Origin of the sequence: Bifidobacterium sp. 7101 (genome assembly GCF_000499285.1) — a bacterium.
In the GTDB taxonomy this organism is placed as follows: domain Bacteria; phylum Actinomycetota; class Actinomycetes; order Actinomycetales; family Bifidobacteriaceae; genus Bombiscardovia; species Bombiscardovia apis_A.
The window spans coordinates 23,054-40,709 of the sequence record NZ_AWUN01000006.1 but is presented as its reverse complement, the minus strand read 5'-3'; the positions used below and the strand labels follow the sequence as shown (position 1 = coordinate 40,709).

At 61.3% G+C, this 17,656-nt stretch carries 17 protein-coding genes and 1 tRNA gene; 15 read left to right on the top strand and 3 right to left on the bottom strand.

From position 1 onward, the window contains the following. The first annotated feature begins 330 nt into the window (after nt 1-330). The 3 genes from P272_RS0107600 to P272_RS0107590 are packed head-to-tail and all read left to right on the top strand — an operon-like array spanning nt 331 to nt 2,430. Nucleotides 331-738 carry a GntR family transcriptional regulator gene (locus P272_RS0107600; protein WP_029678942.1) on the top strand — a complete coding sequence of 136 codons (408 nt, stop codon included), beginning with the start codon at nt 331-333 and terminating at the stop codon, nt 736-738. A gap of 22 nt (nt 739-760) precedes the next feature. Continuing rightward, a complete protein-coding gene (locus P272_RS0107595; RefSeq protein WP_029678941.1) occupies nt 761-1,717 on the top strand; it encodes an ABC transporter ATP-binding protein in 957 nt (318 codons plus the stop codon). Beyond that, complete coding sequence (locus tag P272_RS0107590) at nt 1,714-2,430, top strand: ABC-2 transporter permease (protein ID WP_029678940.1); 717 nt, start codon at nt 1,714-1,716, stop codon at nt 2,428-2,430. Before P272_RS0107595 ends, P272_RS0107590 begins: the two co-directional genes overlap by 4 nt. 17 nt (nt 2,431-2,447) lie before the next feature. On the opposite strand, the gene thrC is transcribed toward P272_RS0107590, so the two are convergent. Further along, nucleotides 2,448-3,929: a threonine synthase gene (gene thrC, locus P272_RS0107585; RefSeq protein WP_029678939.1), complete on the bottom strand. Its 1,482-nt coding sequence runs from the start codon at nt 3,927-3,929 to the stop codon at nt 2,448-2,450. Between the two features lie 203 nt (nt 3,930-4,132). Between thrC and glyA the strand changes: the two genes are divergently transcribed. The 12 genes from glyA (at nt 4,133) to P272_RS0107525 (ending at nt 15,112) form a co-directional block, all read left to right on the top strand. Continuing rightward, a complete protein-coding gene (gene glyA, locus P272_RS0107580) occupies nt 4,133-5,440 on the top strand; it encodes a serine hydroxymethyltransferase (protein ID WP_029678938.1) in 1,308 nt (435 codons plus the stop codon). Nucleotides 5,441-5,557: 117 nt separating this feature from the next. Further along, nucleotides 5,558-6,871: a glutamate-5-semialdehyde dehydrogenase gene (locus P272_RS0107575; RefSeq protein WP_441293862.1), complete on the top strand. Its 1,314-nt coding sequence runs from the start codon at nt 5,558-5,560 to the stop codon at nt 6,869-6,871. Next, nucleotides 6,868-7,425, top strand: coding sequence for a phosphoribosylglycinamide synthetase (locus P272_RS0107570; RefSeq protein WP_081709108.1), 558 nt, complete (start codon nt 6,868-6,870; stop codon nt 7,423-7,425). Before P272_RS0107575 ends, P272_RS0107570 begins: the two co-directional genes overlap by 4 nt. 5 nt (nt 7,426-7,430) lie before the next feature. Further along, a complete protein-coding gene (nadD, locus tag P272_RS0107565) occupies nt 7,431-8,111 on the top strand; it encodes a nicotinate-nucleotide adenylyltransferase (RefSeq protein WP_029678935.1) in 681 nt (226 codons plus the stop codon). 103 nt (nt 8,112-8,214) lie between these two features. Beyond that, on the top strand, nt 8,215-9,231 hold the full coding sequence (locus tag P272_RS0107560; protein WP_029678934.1) for a ribose-phosphate diphosphokinase: 1,017 nt from the start codon (nt 8,215-8,217) through the stop codon (nt 9,229-9,231). A gap of 82 nt (nt 9,232-9,313) precedes the next feature. Then, nucleotides 9,314-9,384: transfer RNA gene (locus P272_RS0107555), tRNA-Gln, on the top strand. Between the two features lie 67 nt (nt 9,385-9,451). Beyond that, nucleotides 9,452-10,249, top strand: coding sequence for an HAD-IIA family hydrolase (locus P272_RS0107550; protein WP_029678933.1), 798 nt, complete (start codon nt 9,452-9,454; stop codon nt 10,247-10,249). A gap of 14 nt (nt 10,250-10,263) precedes the next feature. Next, nucleotides 10,264-11,646, top strand: coding sequence for a bifunctional UDP-N-acetylglucosamine diphosphorylase/glucosamine-1-phosphate N-acetyltransferase GlmU (gene glmU, locus P272_RS0107545; RefSeq protein WP_301280132.1), 1,383 nt, complete (start codon nt 10,264-10,266; stop codon nt 11,644-11,646). A gap of 35 nt (nt 11,647-11,681) precedes the next feature. Next, nucleotides 11,682-12,158, top strand: a complete 477-nt coding sequence (gene rsfS, locus P272_RS0107540) for a ribosome silencing factor (protein ID WP_029678931.1) — start codon at nt 11,682-11,684, stop codon at nt 12,156-12,158. Beyond that, nucleotides 12,151-12,891, top strand: coding sequence for a histidine phosphatase family protein (locus tag P272_RS0107535; RefSeq protein WP_029678930.1), 741 nt, complete (start codon nt 12,151-12,153; stop codon nt 12,889-12,891). The genes rsfS and P272_RS0107535 overlap by 8 nt, the downstream gene beginning before the upstream one ends. Nucleotides 12,892-12,986: 95 nt before the next feature. Continuing rightward, the gene (locus P272_RS0107530; protein ID WP_052323239.1) at nt 12,987-13,898 is read left to right on the top strand and encodes a hypothetical protein; all 912 of its coding nucleotides are present in this window, start codon (nt 12,987-12,989) and stop codon (nt 13,896-13,898) included. Nucleotides 13,899-14,026: 128 nt separating this feature from the next. Further along, on the top strand, nt 14,027-15,112 hold the full coding sequence (locus P272_RS0107525; RefSeq protein WP_029678928.1) for a glycerol dehydrogenase: 1,086 nt from the start codon (nt 14,027-14,029) through the stop codon (nt 15,110-15,112). A gap of 99 nt (nt 15,113-15,211) precedes the next feature. On the opposite strand, the gene P272_RS0107520 is transcribed toward P272_RS0107525, so the two are convergent. Both P272_RS0107520 and P272_RS0107515 read right to left on the bottom strand, forming a co-directional pair. Beyond that, a complete protein-coding gene (locus tag P272_RS0107520; protein WP_029678927.1) occupies nt 15,212-16,180 on the bottom strand; it encodes a PfkB family carbohydrate kinase in 969 nt (322 codons plus the stop codon). Beyond that, nucleotides 16,173-17,639, bottom strand: coding sequence for a purine-cytosine permease family protein (locus tag P272_RS0107515; protein WP_029678926.1), 1,467 nt, complete (start codon nt 17,637-17,639; stop codon nt 16,173-16,175). Before P272_RS0107515 ends, P272_RS0107520 begins: the two co-directional genes overlap by 8 nt. Between the last annotated feature and the right edge of the window lie 17 nt (nt 17,640-17,656).

Genomic DNA, 17,656 nt, shown 5'->3' with positions numbered 1-17,656 from the left:
TGCTGCTCTTCATTCTTATGATTCAACAGCAGGCAATCGGTGTAGATGGCCGTGCGGCAACGACCATGCCGGATTTTCGTTGATGACACTATATCCGCCTTTTACATGAACAATGCGGCGATGACCTCGTCCAAATGGATTTTGTCCGAAATTCTGGTCGGCCGGAATTTCAGCACTATAGGGCCGTATCTATCAGTTCTCGAACCATGTTCGTAGATCCTTGGAAAATCAACGGCTGGTTTGCCTTCATGACCAAACTGTTATAGTGTATACATGAACACCGGTACAGCTCAGCCAGGGTTGTACCGACAATCAATGAAAGGGGCTTGGATGAAGCTGATCATCTCATCCCTGTCCGGACAGCCGATTTATCGGCAGATCGAGGACCAGATACGTTCGGCCATCCTGATCGGAGACCTGAAAGCGGGGGAGGGACTGCCTTCCCTGCGTCATCTCTCGCAGGAACTCAGGGTGTCCGTGCTGACTGTGACCCGCGCCTATACCGAACTCGCCCAAGAGGGCTTGGTGGAGAACATTCAGGGCAAGGGGACCTTCGTGGCCGATAGCGGCGACCAGGTCATGCGACAGCATCTGGAGGACCGCGTGCAGTCCCTGCTGGGCGAGGCGGTAGATACGGCTCGTCGAGCCGACATGGAGCCGGACCGTATTCGTGGCATGCTCGACGGCCTGCTGGGCGGCAAGGGTTCCGCACCAACGCCCGAAGAAGGAAAGGAATAACAGCATGTGTGCATCACCGCCGATGACTACTTCTGTTGAAGGGGCCGACTATGCCCTGCGCGTCAGTGATCTGGGGAAAAGCTACGTCAAGGCTGACGGCACGGGTTTCCGCCTGCAGCAGGTCACCATGGACCTGCCGATGGGTTACATCATGGGATTGATAGGTCCCAACGGCGCAGGCAAATCCACCCTGATCCGGCTCTTGCTGAATATGACCCGTCGAGATAGCGGAGAAATCAGCATTTTGGGCCGTGATCCCTTGAACCAGGAGGAAGAGGTCAAAGCAGACTTGGGCGTGGTATTCGATTCCATTTATTTCCTGGAGACATGGAAGGTCAAGGCCGTCGAGCCAGTGATGGCACCCATGTATCCCTCTTGGAACAGTGATCGCTATCAGGACTATCTGCGTCGGTTCGGTCTGCAGGAAAACCGCAAAATCGGCAAGCTCTCCCGTGGCATGCAGATGAAACTGATGCTGGCTGTCGCTCTCAGCCACGATGCAAGGCTCCTGATTCTGGATGAGCCCACCAGTGGTCTGGATGTCCTGGCCAGGGACGAGCTCATGGATATTCTGCTGGACTACATCGGCGACGGTCGTCACTCGGTGCTTTTCTCCACGCACATCACCGCGGATCTTGAACGGGTGGCTGACTTCGTTACCTACATCAATCGAGGGTCTGTCTTCTACACCGGTCCTAAGGACGAGCTGATGGAGGCTTTTCAGATAGTGAGAGGAGGGCCGGACGATCTGGCTAGAGAACAAATGCCGCATCTGATGGGCTTGCAGCGTTCCGCCACTGGTTTCGAGGCTTTGGTCCCTACTGAACACTTGAAGGATTTTCTGGCATCGGCTTTCCCTGCCGCCGTGGAGCCTTCAGAGGACCGCTACCTGGTGGAGCGGGCCGACTTTGACAACATCATTAGACTGACCGCAGGCTCACCTGCAGCAGCCGACAGGAATAAGGAGGTGGAGTCATGAAGGCGATAGCCAAGCAGATCAGGTTGGACATGCAACGTTTCTCAGGAGCAGGGAGAACTTGGGTCGGTGTGCTGATTTTCATGTCCGTGCCCCTCATCGGAATCCTGCTGAACCTAGTCATGGCCCTGACAGGCAATGACGGGGAAGATGCACGGACTGCATTGACTGGGGCAGTAACCAGCATGGGAATCGGACTGCTTGTAGGCCTGGTATTTGGTATGTTCGTCGATTTCAACAGTACGGCAATTCGATTGAATGGTCTGCTGCCCATAACACGTGATCACCAGGTATTCGGACGTTATGCTGCTGTAATTCTGCTGGTCCTAGTTCAGTCTTGCGGCTATGCAATATTCTTCTTCTACGCTACTGATACATTTTTGCATGGTCAGGACCATTGGCGCGACACTGTCTTGTTTGCTCTGGGGTTGTTCCTGTTGGAATCGTTGCTTTTTGCAGTAGCCACACCCTTGTTTTATTGGCTGGAACCAGTTAAGGCAATGATAGTCTTCCTGGCGCTTCTTGGTTTGGTACCAATCATGGCCCTTATCGGCAGTTTGCTGCCCGTGGACTGGGGGACCTTCTGGAATTCAATCGTGCGATTTCTGACATCCGACTTGTGGCGGCCAGTGCTCCTCGGGCTGGCCTTGATTCTGGCGGTTGATATGGTTTCGATAGTCCTATCTCGCAAGGTCTATGCCAGGAAGGAGATCTGAGCCGACTCGCTCAGGCTTCAGGACTGTATGACCGCGTGGCGGACGTAGTCGGACATGTCCCCGGGATCGATGCAGTCCTGGAAGCGCACAGGTGCGTTTTCCAGGGTGCGCAGAGCCTTTGGGGGCCTGGTGTTGGTGGCCTCGGCCAGGATGTCCATGCAGTCGAAGTCGCTGTCCGGGGTCTCCAGGCCCAGGGATTGGCAGACCACCCGGGGGAACTTGTAGGGGCTTGCTGTGGACAGCAGCACCCGGGGCACAGCGGAATCCCGGTCGGTCTGTCCGGTCATGACCTGGTAACCACAGGCCGTATGCGGATCGATCAGGTATCCTCGATTCTCCCAGCAGTTGCCGATGGCCGATGCCACCTGGTCCTCGTCGGCCCAACCGCAGGAGAAGAGCCCGCGGATTCTGGTCAGCAGGGCATCAGGCACCTGGTAGCGTCCCGTGGACTCCAGATCGGCCATAAGCGAGGCAATCAGCTTGGTGTCGCCGTCGGCCATGTAGTAGAGCATCCGCTCCAGGTTGGAGGAGATCAGGATGTCCATGCTGGGGGAGGTGGTGGTGTAGAAGGGACGGTTGCGGTCATAGACTCCTGTGGTCAGGAAGTCGTTGAGGACCCGGTTGCGGTCCGAGGCCACGGTCAGGCGGGCCACTGGAAGCCCCATAATCTTGGCATAGTATCCTGCCAGCACATCGCCGAAATTACCTGTGGGCACGCAGAATTCGACAGGATCCCCAGGTCTGATCACTCCCCGTTCCATCAGGGACCCGTAGGCCCGGAAGTAGTAGACGACCTGTGGAGCCAGGCGCCCCACATTGATGGAGTTGGCCGAGGAGAGAACGGTTGAGGCCTTCTCGCTCAGTTCATGAGCCAGGTCGGCGTCGGCGAAGATGGACTTGACTGCGGATTGGGCATCGTCGAAATTGCCACGAACCGCACAGACCTGCAGATTGCCGCCCTCCTGAGTGACCATCTGCAGGCGCTGGATCTGGCTGACCTTGCCTTGAGGATAGAAGACGGTGATGCCGGTGCCCGGCGCGTCTGCGAATCCGGCCAGCGCAGCCTTGCCCGTGTCTCCGGAGGTGGCTGTGAGCACCATGATCCGCTCGCCATCCTCCCCGGCCAGGGCCATCAGTCTCGGCAGAAGCTGCAAGGCCACGTCCTTGAAGGCCGAGGTGGGTCCGCGGAAGAGCTCCAGTACGAAATCGTTGCCGCCCAGGTCCACCAGAGGGGTGATTGCCGGATCGGACCACTGTTCTCCGTAGGCCGCGTCCAGGCAGGAGTCCAGCTGAGCGGAAGAGTAATCGCTCAGCAGTCTCGAAAGGACCAGTTTGGCCGTACCCTTGTAGTCCAGGCCGGCAACCGAGGCAGGGTCGATGGTTTCAGCGTCCAGTTCATCGCTGACGTAGAGTCCGCCGTCAGGAGCCAGGCCTCGTCTGATGGCCTGCTTGGACTGCAGCTGCTCCTTGCCGCCTCGGGTGCTGTGGTATGTGCTCATGGTTGCCTGCCCCTCCGCCATGTCGCCGAACTGATCATTACCAGGGCATTCTACCCCGTACAGGGGTCCGAACCACGGCCTTGCTCGGCCTGCGGAGGAAACCGTCTATGGACGCCACGGCCTGCCAGGGGTTGGCATGGCGTACAGTATTGCCCACCAGCCCCTGTATCCGAGGCTGTACGTTATAGACAAAGGAGTGACCCATGGTCGAAGAGAACCCGGTGCAGCAATCCTACGATGTCCTGAACTCTTCGATCTCGCAGGTAGATCCGGAGATCGCTGCACTGCTGGATGGAGAGTTGGAACGTCAGCGTGGCGGTCTGGAGATGATCGCCTCTGAGAACTTTGTACCCAAGGCCGTCTTGCAGGCCCAGGGATCCGTGCTGACCAACAAGTATGCCGAGGGCTATCCGGGAAGACGCTACTACGGCGGATGCGAGTGGGTGGACCAGGTCGAGAACCTGGCCCGGGACCGCGCCAAGGCCCTGTTCGGCGCTGAGTACGCCAACGTCCAGCCCCATTCGGGCGCCCAGGCCAACGCCGCCGTCTATCAGGCCCTGATCAAGCCTGGCGACACCGTGCTGGGACTGGCCCTGGACCATGGCGGCCACCTGACCCACGGCATGAAGATCAACTTCTCCGGGCGCTTTTACCATGCCGAATCCTACGGAGTCGATCCGGACACCTTCCGTATCGAACCCGAAATCATCCGCCAGAGGGCTCTGGAGACCCATCCCGCCCTGATCATCGGCGGGTGGAGCGCCTATCCGCGCATCGAGGACTTCGCAGCCATGAAGGAAATCGCCGACGAGGTGGGAGCCAAGTTCTGGGTGGATATGGCCCACTTTGCGGGTATGGTGGCAGCCGGCCTGCACCCCAGCCCGGTGCCCTATGCCGATGTGGTCTCCTCCACGGCCCACAAGACCCTGGGAGGACCCCGATCCGGATTCATCCTGGCCCGTCAGGAGTATGCCAAGAAGCTCAACTCCTCGGTCTTCCCCGGCAACCAGGGCGGCCCGCTCATGCATGTGATCGCCGCCAAGGCTGTGGCCTTCAAGCTGGCCGGCACGCCTGAATTCAAGGAACGGATGGAGCGCACCTTGGAGGGCGCCAAGATTCTGGCCGAGCGTCTGATGGCCAAGGATGTGGCTGACAACGGCATCACCGTGCTCACAGGTGGAACAGATGTCCACCTGGTCATGGTGGATCTGCGCAACAGCGAGATGGACGGCCGCCAGGGGGAGGATCTGCTGGCTAAGATCGGCATCACCGTCAACCGCAATACGGTGCCCTTCGATCCCCGTCCGGCATCTGTGGCCTCAGGTCTGCGCATCGGGACCTCCGCCCTGGCCACGCGCGGATTCGGCCCGGCCCAGTACGAGGAGGTGGCCGACGTGATCGGTACTGCGCTCGCCCAGGGTCCCCAGGCGGATCTGGATGCTCTTAAGGCTCGAGTGGACCGGCTGGTCGAGGCCTTCCCGCTCTATCCTGAGCTGGATCAGACCCACTGATTGGTCCTTGGAGGAGGGGGAGCAGCAATGCCCTCCCTCCTCCTGTCGTCATTGCCCCTGCTGAGGGTTACAATCGGTACAGAAATGGGTCCAGCGGACCCGTGAGGGCGAAAGGATCTGACGAACATGAGTGAAAGCGATAACTCCGGTCGCCAGGATGTGTTCGATCGGGTCTGTGCCATGGCCGATGCGGCGGCCGCTGCACAGGCAGGTCTGGCGGGCATGACCGGTCAGGCCAGGAACGCCCTCTTGCTGGCCCTGGCCGATGAACTGATCGACCAGGCAGATCAGATTGCCGCAGTCAATGAGCAGGACTGCACCCAGGCCTTTGAAGAAGGAATGAGCGCCGGTCTGATCGACCGTCTGCGCTTGGACAAGGTTCGTATCGCGGATGCCGCCCGGGCCGTGCGCAAGGTGGCTGGGCTGACCGATCCCCTGGGCGAAGTGGTTCGCGGCCATGACATGCCCAACGGCATGCGGCTCAATCAGGTGCGGGTTCCTCTGGGTGTGGTGGCCATGATTTACGAGGCCCGCCCCAATGTCACCATCGATGTGGTGGCCCTCTGCCTCAAGTCCGGCAATGCGGCCCTCCTGCGAGGGGGTCACGCGGCCGATCGCACCAATCGTGCCCTGGTTGAGCTGATAGGCGGGGTGCTTCGTGAGCAGGGGTTGGATTCGGCTCTGGTGGCTTCCGTGGACCGATACGGTCGCGAGGGGGCCCAGGCTCTGATGAAGGCACGTGGCCATATCGATCTGCTGGTGCCCAGGGGTGGCCGAGGGCTGATCCGCAGCGTAATCGAACAAGCCACCGTGCCCACCATCGAGACCGGGGCTGGCAATGTCCACATTTACGTGGACCGCTCGGTGGATATGGATCAGGCCATTCCCATCATCGTCAACGCCAAGACCCAGCGGGTGGGTGTCTGCAACGCCGCTGAAAAGTTGATTGTCCACCGGGATGTGGCCACCGAATTCCTGCCCCGTGTGGCCCAAGCGCTGACAAGGGCCCAGGTCGAGCTGCACCTGGACGCGGTCTCCATGGATATCCTTGCCGGGCACGGTCTGCCTGAAGAACTGCTGGTCCGCGCAGAAGAGGATGACTGGGATCGCGAGTATCTGGACCTGAAGATGGGGGTACGCGTAGTGGACTCCCTGGATCAGGCCATCGAGCACATCAACCGTCACTCCACCGGCCATACCGAGGCCATCCTGGCCCGCGACTACGAGGCTGTGGAGGAGTTTTCCCGCCGGGTGGATTCGGCCGTGATTATGGTGAATGCCTCGACGCGATTCACCGATGGCGGCATGTTCGGCATGGGTGCCGAGCTGGGCATCTCCACCCAGAAGCTGCATGCCCGAGGTCCCATGGGTCTGCAGGAGCTGACAACCACCAAATGGATTGGCTACGGCAGGGGGCAGGTGCGGCCGTGAACGAGAAGATCGAAGAGCTCTTCCAGCGCGAGCACGACAATCCGCGCATCTGGCTAAGAGTGGCTTCAGAGCGGTTGAGTCTGCTCCGGTACGTCTTTCTGGTCCAAATCGAGGACGGTATCCCGGATGCAGATCAGCGCTCCTGCCTGGAGTACGCCGATGCGGTCCTGATTGGATGGCCCGACGAACATGCCGATGATGTGTACGACCTTGACCAGGACCAGCTCAACCAGGTCAGGCATGACATCACCGTCATGGAGGAGCGGGTGCCGGTCTTCCGCAAACAGGAACAGGAGGGACGCATCGCCGACCTGTCCGACTCATTGGTCGCCATCACCGGATGCGTGGCCCAGGTGCGCCGGGCCTACCAGCCGGGCTTCCCTCTGCCCACCTACTCCGAGATCCGCCGTGTGGTCCAAGAGGAGTGGAATGCCGACATGGAGCGGATCGATCCTGATCGGGTCAACCCCAGCGCCGAGCAGATGCGCCAGGAGGCCAAGTCGGAGAACGAGGAGAACGCCTCGGAAGCCAGACGGGAGGGTGAGCAGGGGTGAACCGGATGATGTCTGAACTGTCCAAGGAGGGAGAATCCGGGCAGGAGTCATCAGATATTGACGGGGCCTGTAGGCCTGCCCACCATAACCGTCGACCACGGGTGGGAATCATGGGCGGCACCTTTGACCCTATTCACAATGGTCACTTGGTGGCAGCCTCGGAGGTGGCCTGGGTCTACGACCTGGATGAGGTCATCTTTGTGCCCACCGGTCGCCCGGCCTTCAAGCTCGATAAGACTGTGACCAATGCCGAGGACCGCTATCTGATGACCGTGATCGCCACGGCCTCCAACCCCAAGTTCACGGTCTCCCGGGTGGACATTGAGCGTCCTGGCATCACCTACACGGTGGACACCCTGCGCGACATCAAGCGGATGCGCCCTGACAGCGACCTCTTCTTCATCACAGGGGCGGACGCCGTGGCCGAGATCATGCGCTGGAAGGATGCCAACAGGATGTGGGATCTGGCCAAGTTCGTGGCCGTCTCCCGGCCCGGTTACTCCTCCAGTCTTGACAACCTTCAGGTGCCTGCCCACTGTGTTGATACCCTGGAAATTCCGGCCCTGTCCATCTCGTCCACGGACGTGCGGCGTCGTTCGGCCCGGGGCATGCCGGTCTGGTACCTGGTCCCGGACGGGGTGGTGCAGTACATCAAGAAGCACGGGCTCTACCGCTCTGCTTCCTGAGCTTTGCGTACCGTCGGACTCGTCAACACGGACTGTCCGACTGTGTCAGCGCGCGCCATTATTATGGAGGCTGTCCGCTTCAGCGAAAACAACGTTTGGAGATATGGTGAGCGCGATACTCAAAGGCAGACCAGGAAAAAATCTCATACTTGTCACAGGCCGGACCCATCCCAGACTCGCGGCGGACGTGGCCGATCAACTCGGCATTGACGTCCTGGAGACGACAGCATACGACTTTGCCAACGGCGAGATGTATGTGCGTTATACGGAGTCGGTGCGCGGAGCCGATGTCTTCGTCCTGCAGACCCACTCCGACCCGGTCAACAAGTCCATCATGGAACAGCTGATCATGATTGACGCCCTCAAGAGGGCCTCGGCACGGTCCATCACGGCAGTCTGCCCGCTCCTGGGCTACTCCCGCCAGGACAAGAAGCACCTGGGCCGCGAGCCCATCTCCTGCCGGCTCATGTTCGACCTGCTCAAGGCGGCCGGCGCGGACCGGATCATGTCGGTCGATCTGCACGCTGCCCAGTCCCAGGGCTTCTTTGATGGGCCTGTGGACCACCTGATCGCCATGCCTGTTCTGGTGGACTATGTGCGTGACCGGATGGATCTGTCCAAGGTGGCCGTGGTCTCTCCCGACGCGGGCCGCATCCGGGTGGCTGAGCAGTGGGCCCAGCGCCTGGGAGGCGTGCCCCTGGCCTTCATCCACAAGACCCGCGACATCACCCAGCCCAACAAGGCTGTGGCCCATCGGGTGGTGGGCGACGTGCGCGGCCTGGACTGCGTGCTGGTGGACGACCTGATCGACACCGGCGGCACCATTGCCGAGGCCTGCAACGTGCTGGATGAGGCTGGCGCCAACTCCATAACCATTGTGGCCACTCATGGCGTCATGTCTGGACCTGCCGTGGAACGGCTCAAGTCCTGCAAGGCCAAGGAGGTCATTCTGACCGACACGGTCCCCATTCCCCAGGAGAAGCGCTGGGATGGCCTGACCGTGCTGTCCATCGCACCCCTGCTGGCCTCGGCCATCAAGGCAGTCTTCGAGGACGGCTCGGTGGCCCGGCTTTTCGATACCTATCCGGCCCATCACGGCCAGGGCTTCCTCTTCGCCTAGAGCCCTGCCTGCGTGGCATGGCGTGGCGTAATCGTCCTGCTGTGGCATAATGAACCTGGCGGTGCCTGAAGGGTTCCGCCTTTCCCCCATGGTGTAAAGGCAGCACACGGGTCTTTGGAACCCTTAGTCTTGGTTCGAATCCAGGTGGGGGAGCTTACGCTCGCCGATTCCGGTCGGAGACGGCCTTCTTGGGGTCGGTGACCAACCGAAAGGAACTGTCTTGGCAGTCAAGAAGATCGAAACCTGGCTCACCGACATGGACGGCGTGCTGGTGCACGAGAACACGGCCCTGCCCGGCGCTGCCGAATTCATCGACACCCTCAAGCGCAACAACCGCCAGTATCTGGTGCTGACCAACAATCCCATCTACACCCCTCGGGATCTTTCGGCCCGCCTTGGTCGTTCGGGCATCGATGTGCCCGAGGATCGTATCTGGACCTCGGCCCTGGCCACTGCCGATTTCGTGTCCCGGACCATGCCGCAGGGATCGGCCTATGTGATTGGCGAGGCCGGTCTGACCACGGCCCTGCATGAGGCCGGATTCATCCTTTCCGACATCAACCCGGACTATGTGATTCTGGGCGAGACCCGGACATACTCCTTTGAGTCCATCACTACGGCCATCCGATTGATTCTGGGCGGCGCCCGCTTCATCTGCACCAACCCAGACGCCACCGGCCCCAGCGAGAACGGCGTCCTGCCGGCAGCTGGAGCGGTGGCGGCCCTGGTGACCAAGGCCACCAATCGGGAGCCTTACTTTGTGGGCAAGCCCAATCCCATCATGTTCCGCACAGCCCTGAACAGGGTGGGTGGCCATTCCGAGACCACGGCCATGATCGGCGACCGAATGGATACCGATGTGGTTGCCGGTGTCGAGGCCGGCCTGAACACCTTCCTGGTGCTGACCGGTATCACTACACAATCCGAGGTGGAAACCTTCCCCTACCGCCCCGACCAGGTGGTGAACTCCATTCAGGATCTGATCGACATCGCCGAGAGCGGGGTGGTGGAGTTTTGAGCGACGGGCAGACGCTGACCGCTGGCATCATTCTGGCAGCAGGCGAAGGCACTCGCATGCGCTCGGCCCATCCCAAGGTTCTGCACACTCTGGCCGGCAAGACCTTCCTTCAGAGGGTCATGACTTCGGTGACCGCCCTCAATCCCGAGCTGACGGCTGTGGTGGTTCATCATCAGGCCGATCTGGTGGCGCAGGCTGCACGTTCTTATGATTCCCAGGTGCGCATCGTGCGTCAGGACAGCCGGCCGGGAACGGGGCGTGCGGTCCAGTGCGCGGTGGACCAGCTGGATGGGGAGCTTCGGCACGACGGCCAGGTGCTGATCGTCGCCTCGGACATGCCCCTGCTGGATGCGGACACGTTGCGTAGTCTGCTCGACTACCATGTCAGCTCCGGCGACGGAGCCACGGTGCTGACGGTCAATCTGGACGACCCCACCGGATACGGCCGCATCATCCGTGACCAGGATGGACGGGTCCTGCGCATCGTCGAACAGCGTGACGCCACCGGCACCGAGCTGGCCGTCAAGGAGGTCAACACCTCCGTTTACGTTTTCGAGGCTGACCTGTTGCGACAGGCGGTCCGCGGTCTGGACGACAGCAATGCCCAGGGGGAGTTTTATCTGACAGATGCCTTGGAGACGGCCCGCCGACTGGGCAGGGTAGGGGCCTTCGCCGCTCCTGATCCGCTCAAGGTCGAAGGCGTCAACGACAGGATTCAGCTGGCTGATCTGGCCAAGGCTCACAACCTGCGGGTCTGCCGGGAGTTCATGCGCCAGGGGGTGACCATCATGGACCCGTCCACCACCTGGATCGAGGACGATGTGGTCATCCAGCAGGATGCCGTCATTCTGCCCGGATGCTTCCTGCAGGGCCATACTGAAATCGCCTCTGACGCGGTCATCGGCCCCTATACCACTCTGATTGATGCCATCGTCGAGCCGCAGGCCAAGGTGGAACGTTCCCGCGTGCAAGAGACCCGGATCGGAGACAGGGCCAACATCGGTCCCTGGACCTACCTGCGGGCCGGCAACGTCCTTGCCGAGGACACCAAGGCCGGGGCCTTCGTGGAGATGAAGAAGGCCACCATCGACCACGGGACCAAGGTGCCCCACCTTTCCTATGTGGGGGATGCCCACATAGGCCACGACAGCAACGTGGGAGGCGGGTCCATCACGGCCAACTACGACGGCGTGCACAAGAACCGCACCGAGATCGGATCGGAAGTGCATGTGGGCGCAGGGAACCTCTTCGTAGCTCCTGTCCAGGTGGGCGACGGGGTCACCACCGGGGCCGGATCGGTCATCCGCCATCCGGTCGAGGATGGAGCCATGGTCTATTCCACCAACGACCAGCACCAGGTTCCGGACTGGAAGCCCGCCTGGGAGCGGAAATCATGACAGCATCTGCTTCACAACAAGGAAAGGCGTGACAAGTGCCAGCATTGCAGGAATCCATCGACGCGGTCCGGGTGGCCGCTCGGGCCGCCAACGATGTCAAGGCCATGGACATCGTGGCCTTTGACGTCTCCCAGCCCATCGCCATCACCGACATCTTCATGGTGGCCACCGGCAGCAACGAACGTCAGGTCCTGGCCATCGCCGAGGAAGTGGAGAAGCAGCTCCACCTGCAGAAGAACCTGGATCCGCGTTCGCGGGAGGGCGTCCAGGAGGCCCAGTGGGTTTTGCTGGATTACGGGGACTTCGTCATCCACATCATGCACAAGCAGGCCCGGGCCTACTACGACCTGGAACGGCTATGGAAGGACTGCCCCCAGGTGGACCTGCAGCTGGAGCACCCCTTCACCCTTGCCGCTGATGACCCGGACGGCCAGGTGGCCTCCAGGGCGGATGATCTGAATGGGGATGATCTGCGCAGCCGTTTCGCTGACCCTCAGGAAAGCCATGACTGACACAGATACCACCGCCGAGGATGGACGGCATGTGCGCTCCATGACCGTGGTCCGCCATGGGCAGACCTCATACAATGCCGGGCACAGGATGCAGGGCCAGATTGACATCCCCCTCAACAGCGTAGGCCGCTGGCAGGTGGAGAGGACAGCAGAGGAGCTGCGGGCTGAGTATGTGGATGACGCCCCTCAAGACCGTCACCTGCTGGTGGTCTCCTCTGACCTGGGTCGGGCTGCCGCCACCGCGCATGCCTTCGCCGACCCCTTGGGCCAGACGGTCCATCTCGATCCCGGACTGCGTGAACGGGGCTTCGGTGAGTGGGAGGGAGCCAGCGCCGAGGAGGTCCGTCAACGTTGGCCCGAGGATTACGAATCCTGGTCCCGGGGTGCCGGGGGAGAGCTGCTCCACGGTGCTGAAACCAAGGCCCAGGTGGGCAAACGAGGCCTGGAAACCCTGAACCGGTGGATTCACCGGGCTGGTCCGGACACTGATCTCATGGTCTTCTCCCATGGTTCCTTTATCGCTGAGGCCCTTCAGGCTCTACTGGGCATGGCCAACGCATATCCCGAGTACCTGGGCCTGGTCACCATGCGTAACGCCCACTGGGCCCGATTGATGCCACGCGATCTGCCGGATGGCGGTCTACGCTGGTCCATGATCGATTACAATCGTGGTCCGGCCATCGCCATGCGGGGTGACTGGGACAATCCTCGGGGGCTGGTCCAGACAGACTGAGGTCCTTGGGCGGTCGGCCGACCATCACAGTATCGCCATGACCACCAGCTACCATAAGAGCGCAGCAACCAGCCATTGGATCAAAAGGGGTCGGAGTGAAGCAGTTCTTTCATGACATTTCCTGGGCGCAGATCATCGCCGGCGCTCTTGCAGCCATGACCTCCTTCTGGCTGGCCGCCAAGATCGGTGTGGCGGGATCCATCATCGGCGTGGCCATCGGTTCCATCGTCTCTGCCGTGGCCTCGCAGATCTACAAGAATGTTTTGGAAGCCTCTGGCCAGAAGCTGCAGGAGTCCGTGGTCGGCGGTGCTGACCAGGACGATGACGACTCGGATGCGGATGGACAGGCCACGACGAAACCGGCTCAGAGCAAGGGTCGCCCTGGCGATTCAAACGATGCTGCCGACGGGTCAACCCAGGTCATGGCCCCGGTAGATGGCTCCACCCAGGTCATGCCCCCTGTTGGCGACGAAAAGTCGACGGCCAAGACCGGCAGGACCATTTCGTCCAGCAATGGTCCACGAACCCACGCGGCCTCAATCACGGCAAACAGCAAGAAGAAGCTGGATCAGCGCCGACGCAATGTCATCATCGTCTCCGTGGTCAGTGCCCTGGTGGCCGTACTACTGTCCGCCCTGGCCATCAATGCCCTGACCAAGGGCGAAGGCACCGACAAGGTGGTTCGTAACGTGGTCAGCCCACCGACCAGCCAGGTGGTAACCCCCAGCCAGGAGGAGGAGACCCCCTCCAAGCCCGCGCGGCGCACCGAGGAGCCTGAATATCAGGCGACTCCCGGTGCCCCTCAGAACCAGCCCTCCGGGTCGAATCAGAACCAAGGCAGCGAACAGGGATCCGGATCCGGGCAGGGTCAGCAGCAGGGAGGGAACCCCTCGAGCTCGCCTTCACCGTCTGCCGACGCGACCGGCTCCACGCCCAGTCCCTCCAGCACGACTCCTACGCCACAATCGTCCCCGACGAGCACAACCAGCCCATCTCCCCATAACTGACCTGCCGTTCGGCGCGGCACACCCATCCCACCATGTAATGTGACTAGGGTCACTTTCGGGCGGTCCAAGAGGCCCGTCCCTAAGGATTTGGTCCCGAAGGCGGGATCAGCAATGAGAAAGGTGTGTATATGCGCAAGGTTCTGTGCTCTCCAGGCTCCTATGTTCAGCAGGAGGGCGCCATGGGAAAGCTGGCTGGAGAATACGCGGCTCTGGGTACCAAGGGCGCCCATCTGATCGTCGATCCGGTCATCGACGGGCTCTACCACGACGACATCATCGCCTCCTTTGAGCACGATGGGATCCCCTACGAACTGATGGAATTCGGCGGCGAGTGCTCCATGGAGGAGATCGACCGCCATCGTGCCCGTTTGGGCAGCAGCGACGCAGTGATTGGCATCGGCGGCGGCAAGACCCTGGATACTGCCAAGGCCGTGGCCCACTTCGCCCATCTGCCGGTCATGATTGTGCCCACGGCAGCCTCATCGGATGCGCCTTGCTCAAGGCTGTCCGTGCTCTACACGCCCGAGGGCGTTTTCGACCGCTACCTGCCCCTGCCTGCCAATCCTAACGTGGTCCTGATGGATACCGACGTGATCGCCAAGGCTCCGGTGCGCTTCCTGGTATCAGGACTGGGCGATGCCTTCGCCACCTATTATGAGGCGGCTGCCTGCGTGCAGTCGAACGCGGTGACCATGACCGGGGGACATGCCACCATGGCCGCCTTCGCCCTGGCCCGTCTCTGCCGTGACACCCTGCTGGAGGATGGAGTCAAGGCCGTGGCCGCTGCCAAGGCCGGTGTGCGCACAGCCGCCCTGGAGAAGATCATCGAGGCCAACACCCTGCTGAGCGGTCTGGGCTTCGAGAGCTCCGGCCTGGCTGCTGCCCACGCCATTCATGACGGGATGACCGCCCTGGAGGGTACCCACTCCATGCTGCACGGAGAAAAGGTGGCCTTCGGCACCCTGGCCCAGCTGGTCCTTGAGGATCGGCCCCTGGAGGAGACCCGCAGGGTCTACGACTTCTTCCGCAGCGTGGGCCTGCCCACCTCCCTGGAGCAGATCGGCATTGGACAGGCCAGCGAGGAGGATTTGCTCAAGGTCGGCGAGCACGCCTGCGGTCCTGACGAAACCATGGGCAACATGCCCTTCGAGGTGACTCCGACTGATGTGGCTCACGCTTTGCGTGCAGCCGATCAGCTGGGCAAGCAGCTCTGATACGCCTTTTTCTGATCCCTCTTTTCCCTCTTTGAAGGGCCAGGCGGCGGTCGGCATGAAGTCGGCGGCCGCCTTTGCTCCGCCTGGTTTTTGCACTGGTCACCCCTGTAAGGAGGCAGCAGCCTTTCGTATGGCTTCCTCATCAGGGCAGGTAGCTGGACCTGACTGAGTAGTGGAAAGGGCCCCTGCGCAGTTGGCCAGTGTCAGCGCCTCCTCAATGGGCATGCCTTGGAATATGCCCGCACAGAGGACGCCCGAGTGGGCATCGCCAGCACCGTTGGTGTCTATGGCATGGACCTGTGGGGTGGGAATGTACTTGCTTTGCATTGCACCTTTGGGATGGCAGTACCAGGCACCACGGGCGCCGGCCCTGAGAACCACCGGACTGTCCAGTCTCAGCGAAAGCGAGCGGCAGAGGGATTCCAGCTCGGTTGCATCGCCGGTTTCGGGTTGGCACCCCAGACGTTCCGCTAGGATTGGTCCCTCGCGTTCATTCAGCGACCAGATCGGATGCAATCCGTTGACCGTATCAAGCACATCCAGTGCAATATCGGCCACCATGGGTCCCAGGTCGAAGAGCACAGGGAATCCTTCGCCTTGGTGTAAGTGTGCGAACCCGACCAGGCTTCGGGTGTTGTCCTTGTGGCAGAAGGAATACCCGCTCAGGTAGATCACATCGCCGGCAACCAGGTCCATGCTTTCGTAGGTTCCCTCCGGCACGCGGGTCTCTGCGCCTCTTGTCGATACGAAGGTGCGTTCCCCCGAGGGCTCGATCATGGCCACTGAATAGCCGGTATCACAGTCATCCAGCACAGGCCCTTGGGCGGGAACCTGCAGGGCGGCAAGGGCTCCACGGGCCATGTCCGCCATGGGACCTGTGCCAATCGCCCCCATGTAGGCTATCGGTGCCCCCATCTGCCTGGCTGCGTGGATCACGTTGTATCCACCGCCGACCTTTATGGCGCTTTGCCTGGCGAATATGTCCCCTCCCCGCTCAGGAAGGTGGTCGATGTCCATGCTCAGGTCAATCACCACCTGACCGAGATGGAGGATCCTTGGCTCAGTCATTGCCGCTGCCCTTCACCGCTACGGAGTCCTTGGAGAGGAGGTGCAAAATGGCGTAGAGGATTCCTCCCAGGAGAAGGGATACAAGCCATGCCAGGCCGTTCCTTCCCAGAAAGCTGCCGGCCAGCGGTCCTGAGAACCAGACCTCATCCTTGGAGACCTGGGCCGTTACGAACAGGAAGCCGACGACTATCCCCACCAGCCAGCTGATGATGGCAGAGAGGTTGACTCCGTGCCAGTACCAGTAGGGGGAATCGGCTTGAAGGTTCAGGAGGCCGTCCGAATCGTAACGCTTGCGGAAGATCATATCTGACAGGAAGATGCCTGCCCAGGTGCTCAGTGGCACTGCCAAGAGGGAGATGAAGGTGACGAAGGGGCCGTAGAACCCGTCGGAACCCAGAGTGAAGTAGAGGGCTCCGCAGGTGGTCACCACCACATCGACGACGACCGCGTAGACGCGTGGGATTCTGATGCCCAGGGTGATGGTGGTCAGGCCAGCCGAATATACGGAGAGGTTGTTTGACATGAGCAGTCCGGCAAGTGCGGCAATCAGATAGGGGATGGAGACCCAGGCGGGCAGAGCGCTTCGAACCGCGGCGACCGGATCAGCGGCGGAGGCAATGGTGGAGTTGCCTGCTGTCAGGACCGATCCCAGGCCGATGACCACGACCAGGGGGATGCCGGCGCCGGCCGCTGCAGTCAGAATCAGAGAGCCGGATTTCACCGAGGTCTTCTGGTAGCGGGCCATGTCTGCGCCGGAGTTGACCCAGCCGATTCCCGTTCCCGCGGCTATGGTACCGACACCGATAAGGAAGGCGCTGGCTGAGCCGGGAGCATTGCCGATGAAGGAGGACCAGTCGACGGTCGTGGCCAGATAGATGGCCACCAGGAGGGTGAGGGCGCCGAATATCCAGGTGGCCCATTTCTGCACAGTGAGAATGAAGGCGTGACCGGCGGCCGAGACCACCACAGTCAGGGCCACAAAGACGGCGATGCAGACGAAGGTCAGGAAGGGGGAGCGCTTGGTATCAGCCGGGGTGCCGAAGATGATGGCGATCAGGGAGAGCAGTGCAAAAGCGCCGGTCATCGTGTTCACCGTCTCCCAGCCCAGTCTGGACAGAAGGGCAACCAGGGTGGGGCCTGCATTGCCTCTGACCCCGAAAATGGCCCGGGACAGGGTCAGCGTGGGGGCACCGCCTCTTCTGCCTGCTATGGAGATGATGCCGACAAGGGCGAAGGATCCGAAGGCCCCGATGGTCGTGGCGAGCACGGCCTGCCAGAGGTTGAGGCCCTGGGCGATCAGGGTAGCTCCCAGAGGGATTCCCAGGATCGAGATGTTGGCGGCGAACCAGACCCAGAAGAGCTGTCCGGGCGACCCGTTCCTCTGGTCCTCGGGCACGGGTTCTATGCCCCTTTGCTCAACCCTGGAGAGGATGGTGCCCTCTTTTGGTGCAGTTGACATGGATTGTCTCCTTTGAC

What these genes read in the sequence shown, in the direction of transcription:
- P272_RS0107600 (WP_029678942.1), top strand. Translation starts at nt 331, where the DNA reads ATGAAGCTGATCATCTCATCCCTGTCCGGACAGCCGATTTATCGGCAG.
- P272_RS0107595 (WP_029678941.1), top strand. Translation starts at nt 761, where the DNA reads ATGACTACTTCTGTTGAAGGGGCCGACTATGCCCTGCGCGTCAGTGAT.
- P272_RS0107590 (WP_029678940.1), top strand. Translation starts at nt 1,714, where the DNA reads ATGAAGGCGATAGCCAAGCAGATCAGGTTGGACATGCAACGTTTCTCA.
- thrC (WP_029678939.1), bottom strand. Translation starts at nt 3,929, where the DNA reads ATGAGCACATACCACAGCACCCGAGGCGGCAAGGAGCAGCTGCAGTCC.
- glyA (WP_029678938.1), top strand. Translation starts at nt 4,133, where the DNA reads ATGGTCGAAGAGAACCCGGTGCAGCAATCCTACGATGTCCTGAACTCT.
- nadD (WP_029678935.1), top strand. Translation starts at nt 7,431, where the DNA reads ATGATGTCTGAACTGTCCAAGGAGGGAGAATCCGGGCAGGAGTCATCA.
- P272_RS0107560 (WP_029678934.1), top strand. Translation starts at nt 8,215, where the DNA reads ATGGTGAGCGCGATACTCAAAGGCAGACCAGGAAAAAATCTCATACTT.
- P272_RS0107535 (WP_029678930.1), top strand. Translation starts at nt 12,151, where the DNA reads ATGACTGACACAGATACCACCGCCGAGGATGGACGGCATGTGCGCTCC.
- P272_RS0107525 (WP_029678928.1), top strand. Translation starts at nt 14,027, where the DNA reads ATGCGCAAGGTTCTGTGCTCTCCAGGCTCCTATGTTCAGCAGGAGGGC.
- P272_RS0107520 (WP_029678927.1), bottom strand. Translation starts at nt 16,180, where the DNA reads ATGACTGAGCCAAGGATCCTCCATCTCGGTCAGGTGGTGATTGACCTG.
- P272_RS0107515 (WP_029678926.1), bottom strand. Translation starts at nt 17,639, where the DNA reads ATGTCAACTGCACCAAAAGAGGGCACCATCCTCTCCAGGGTTGAGCAA.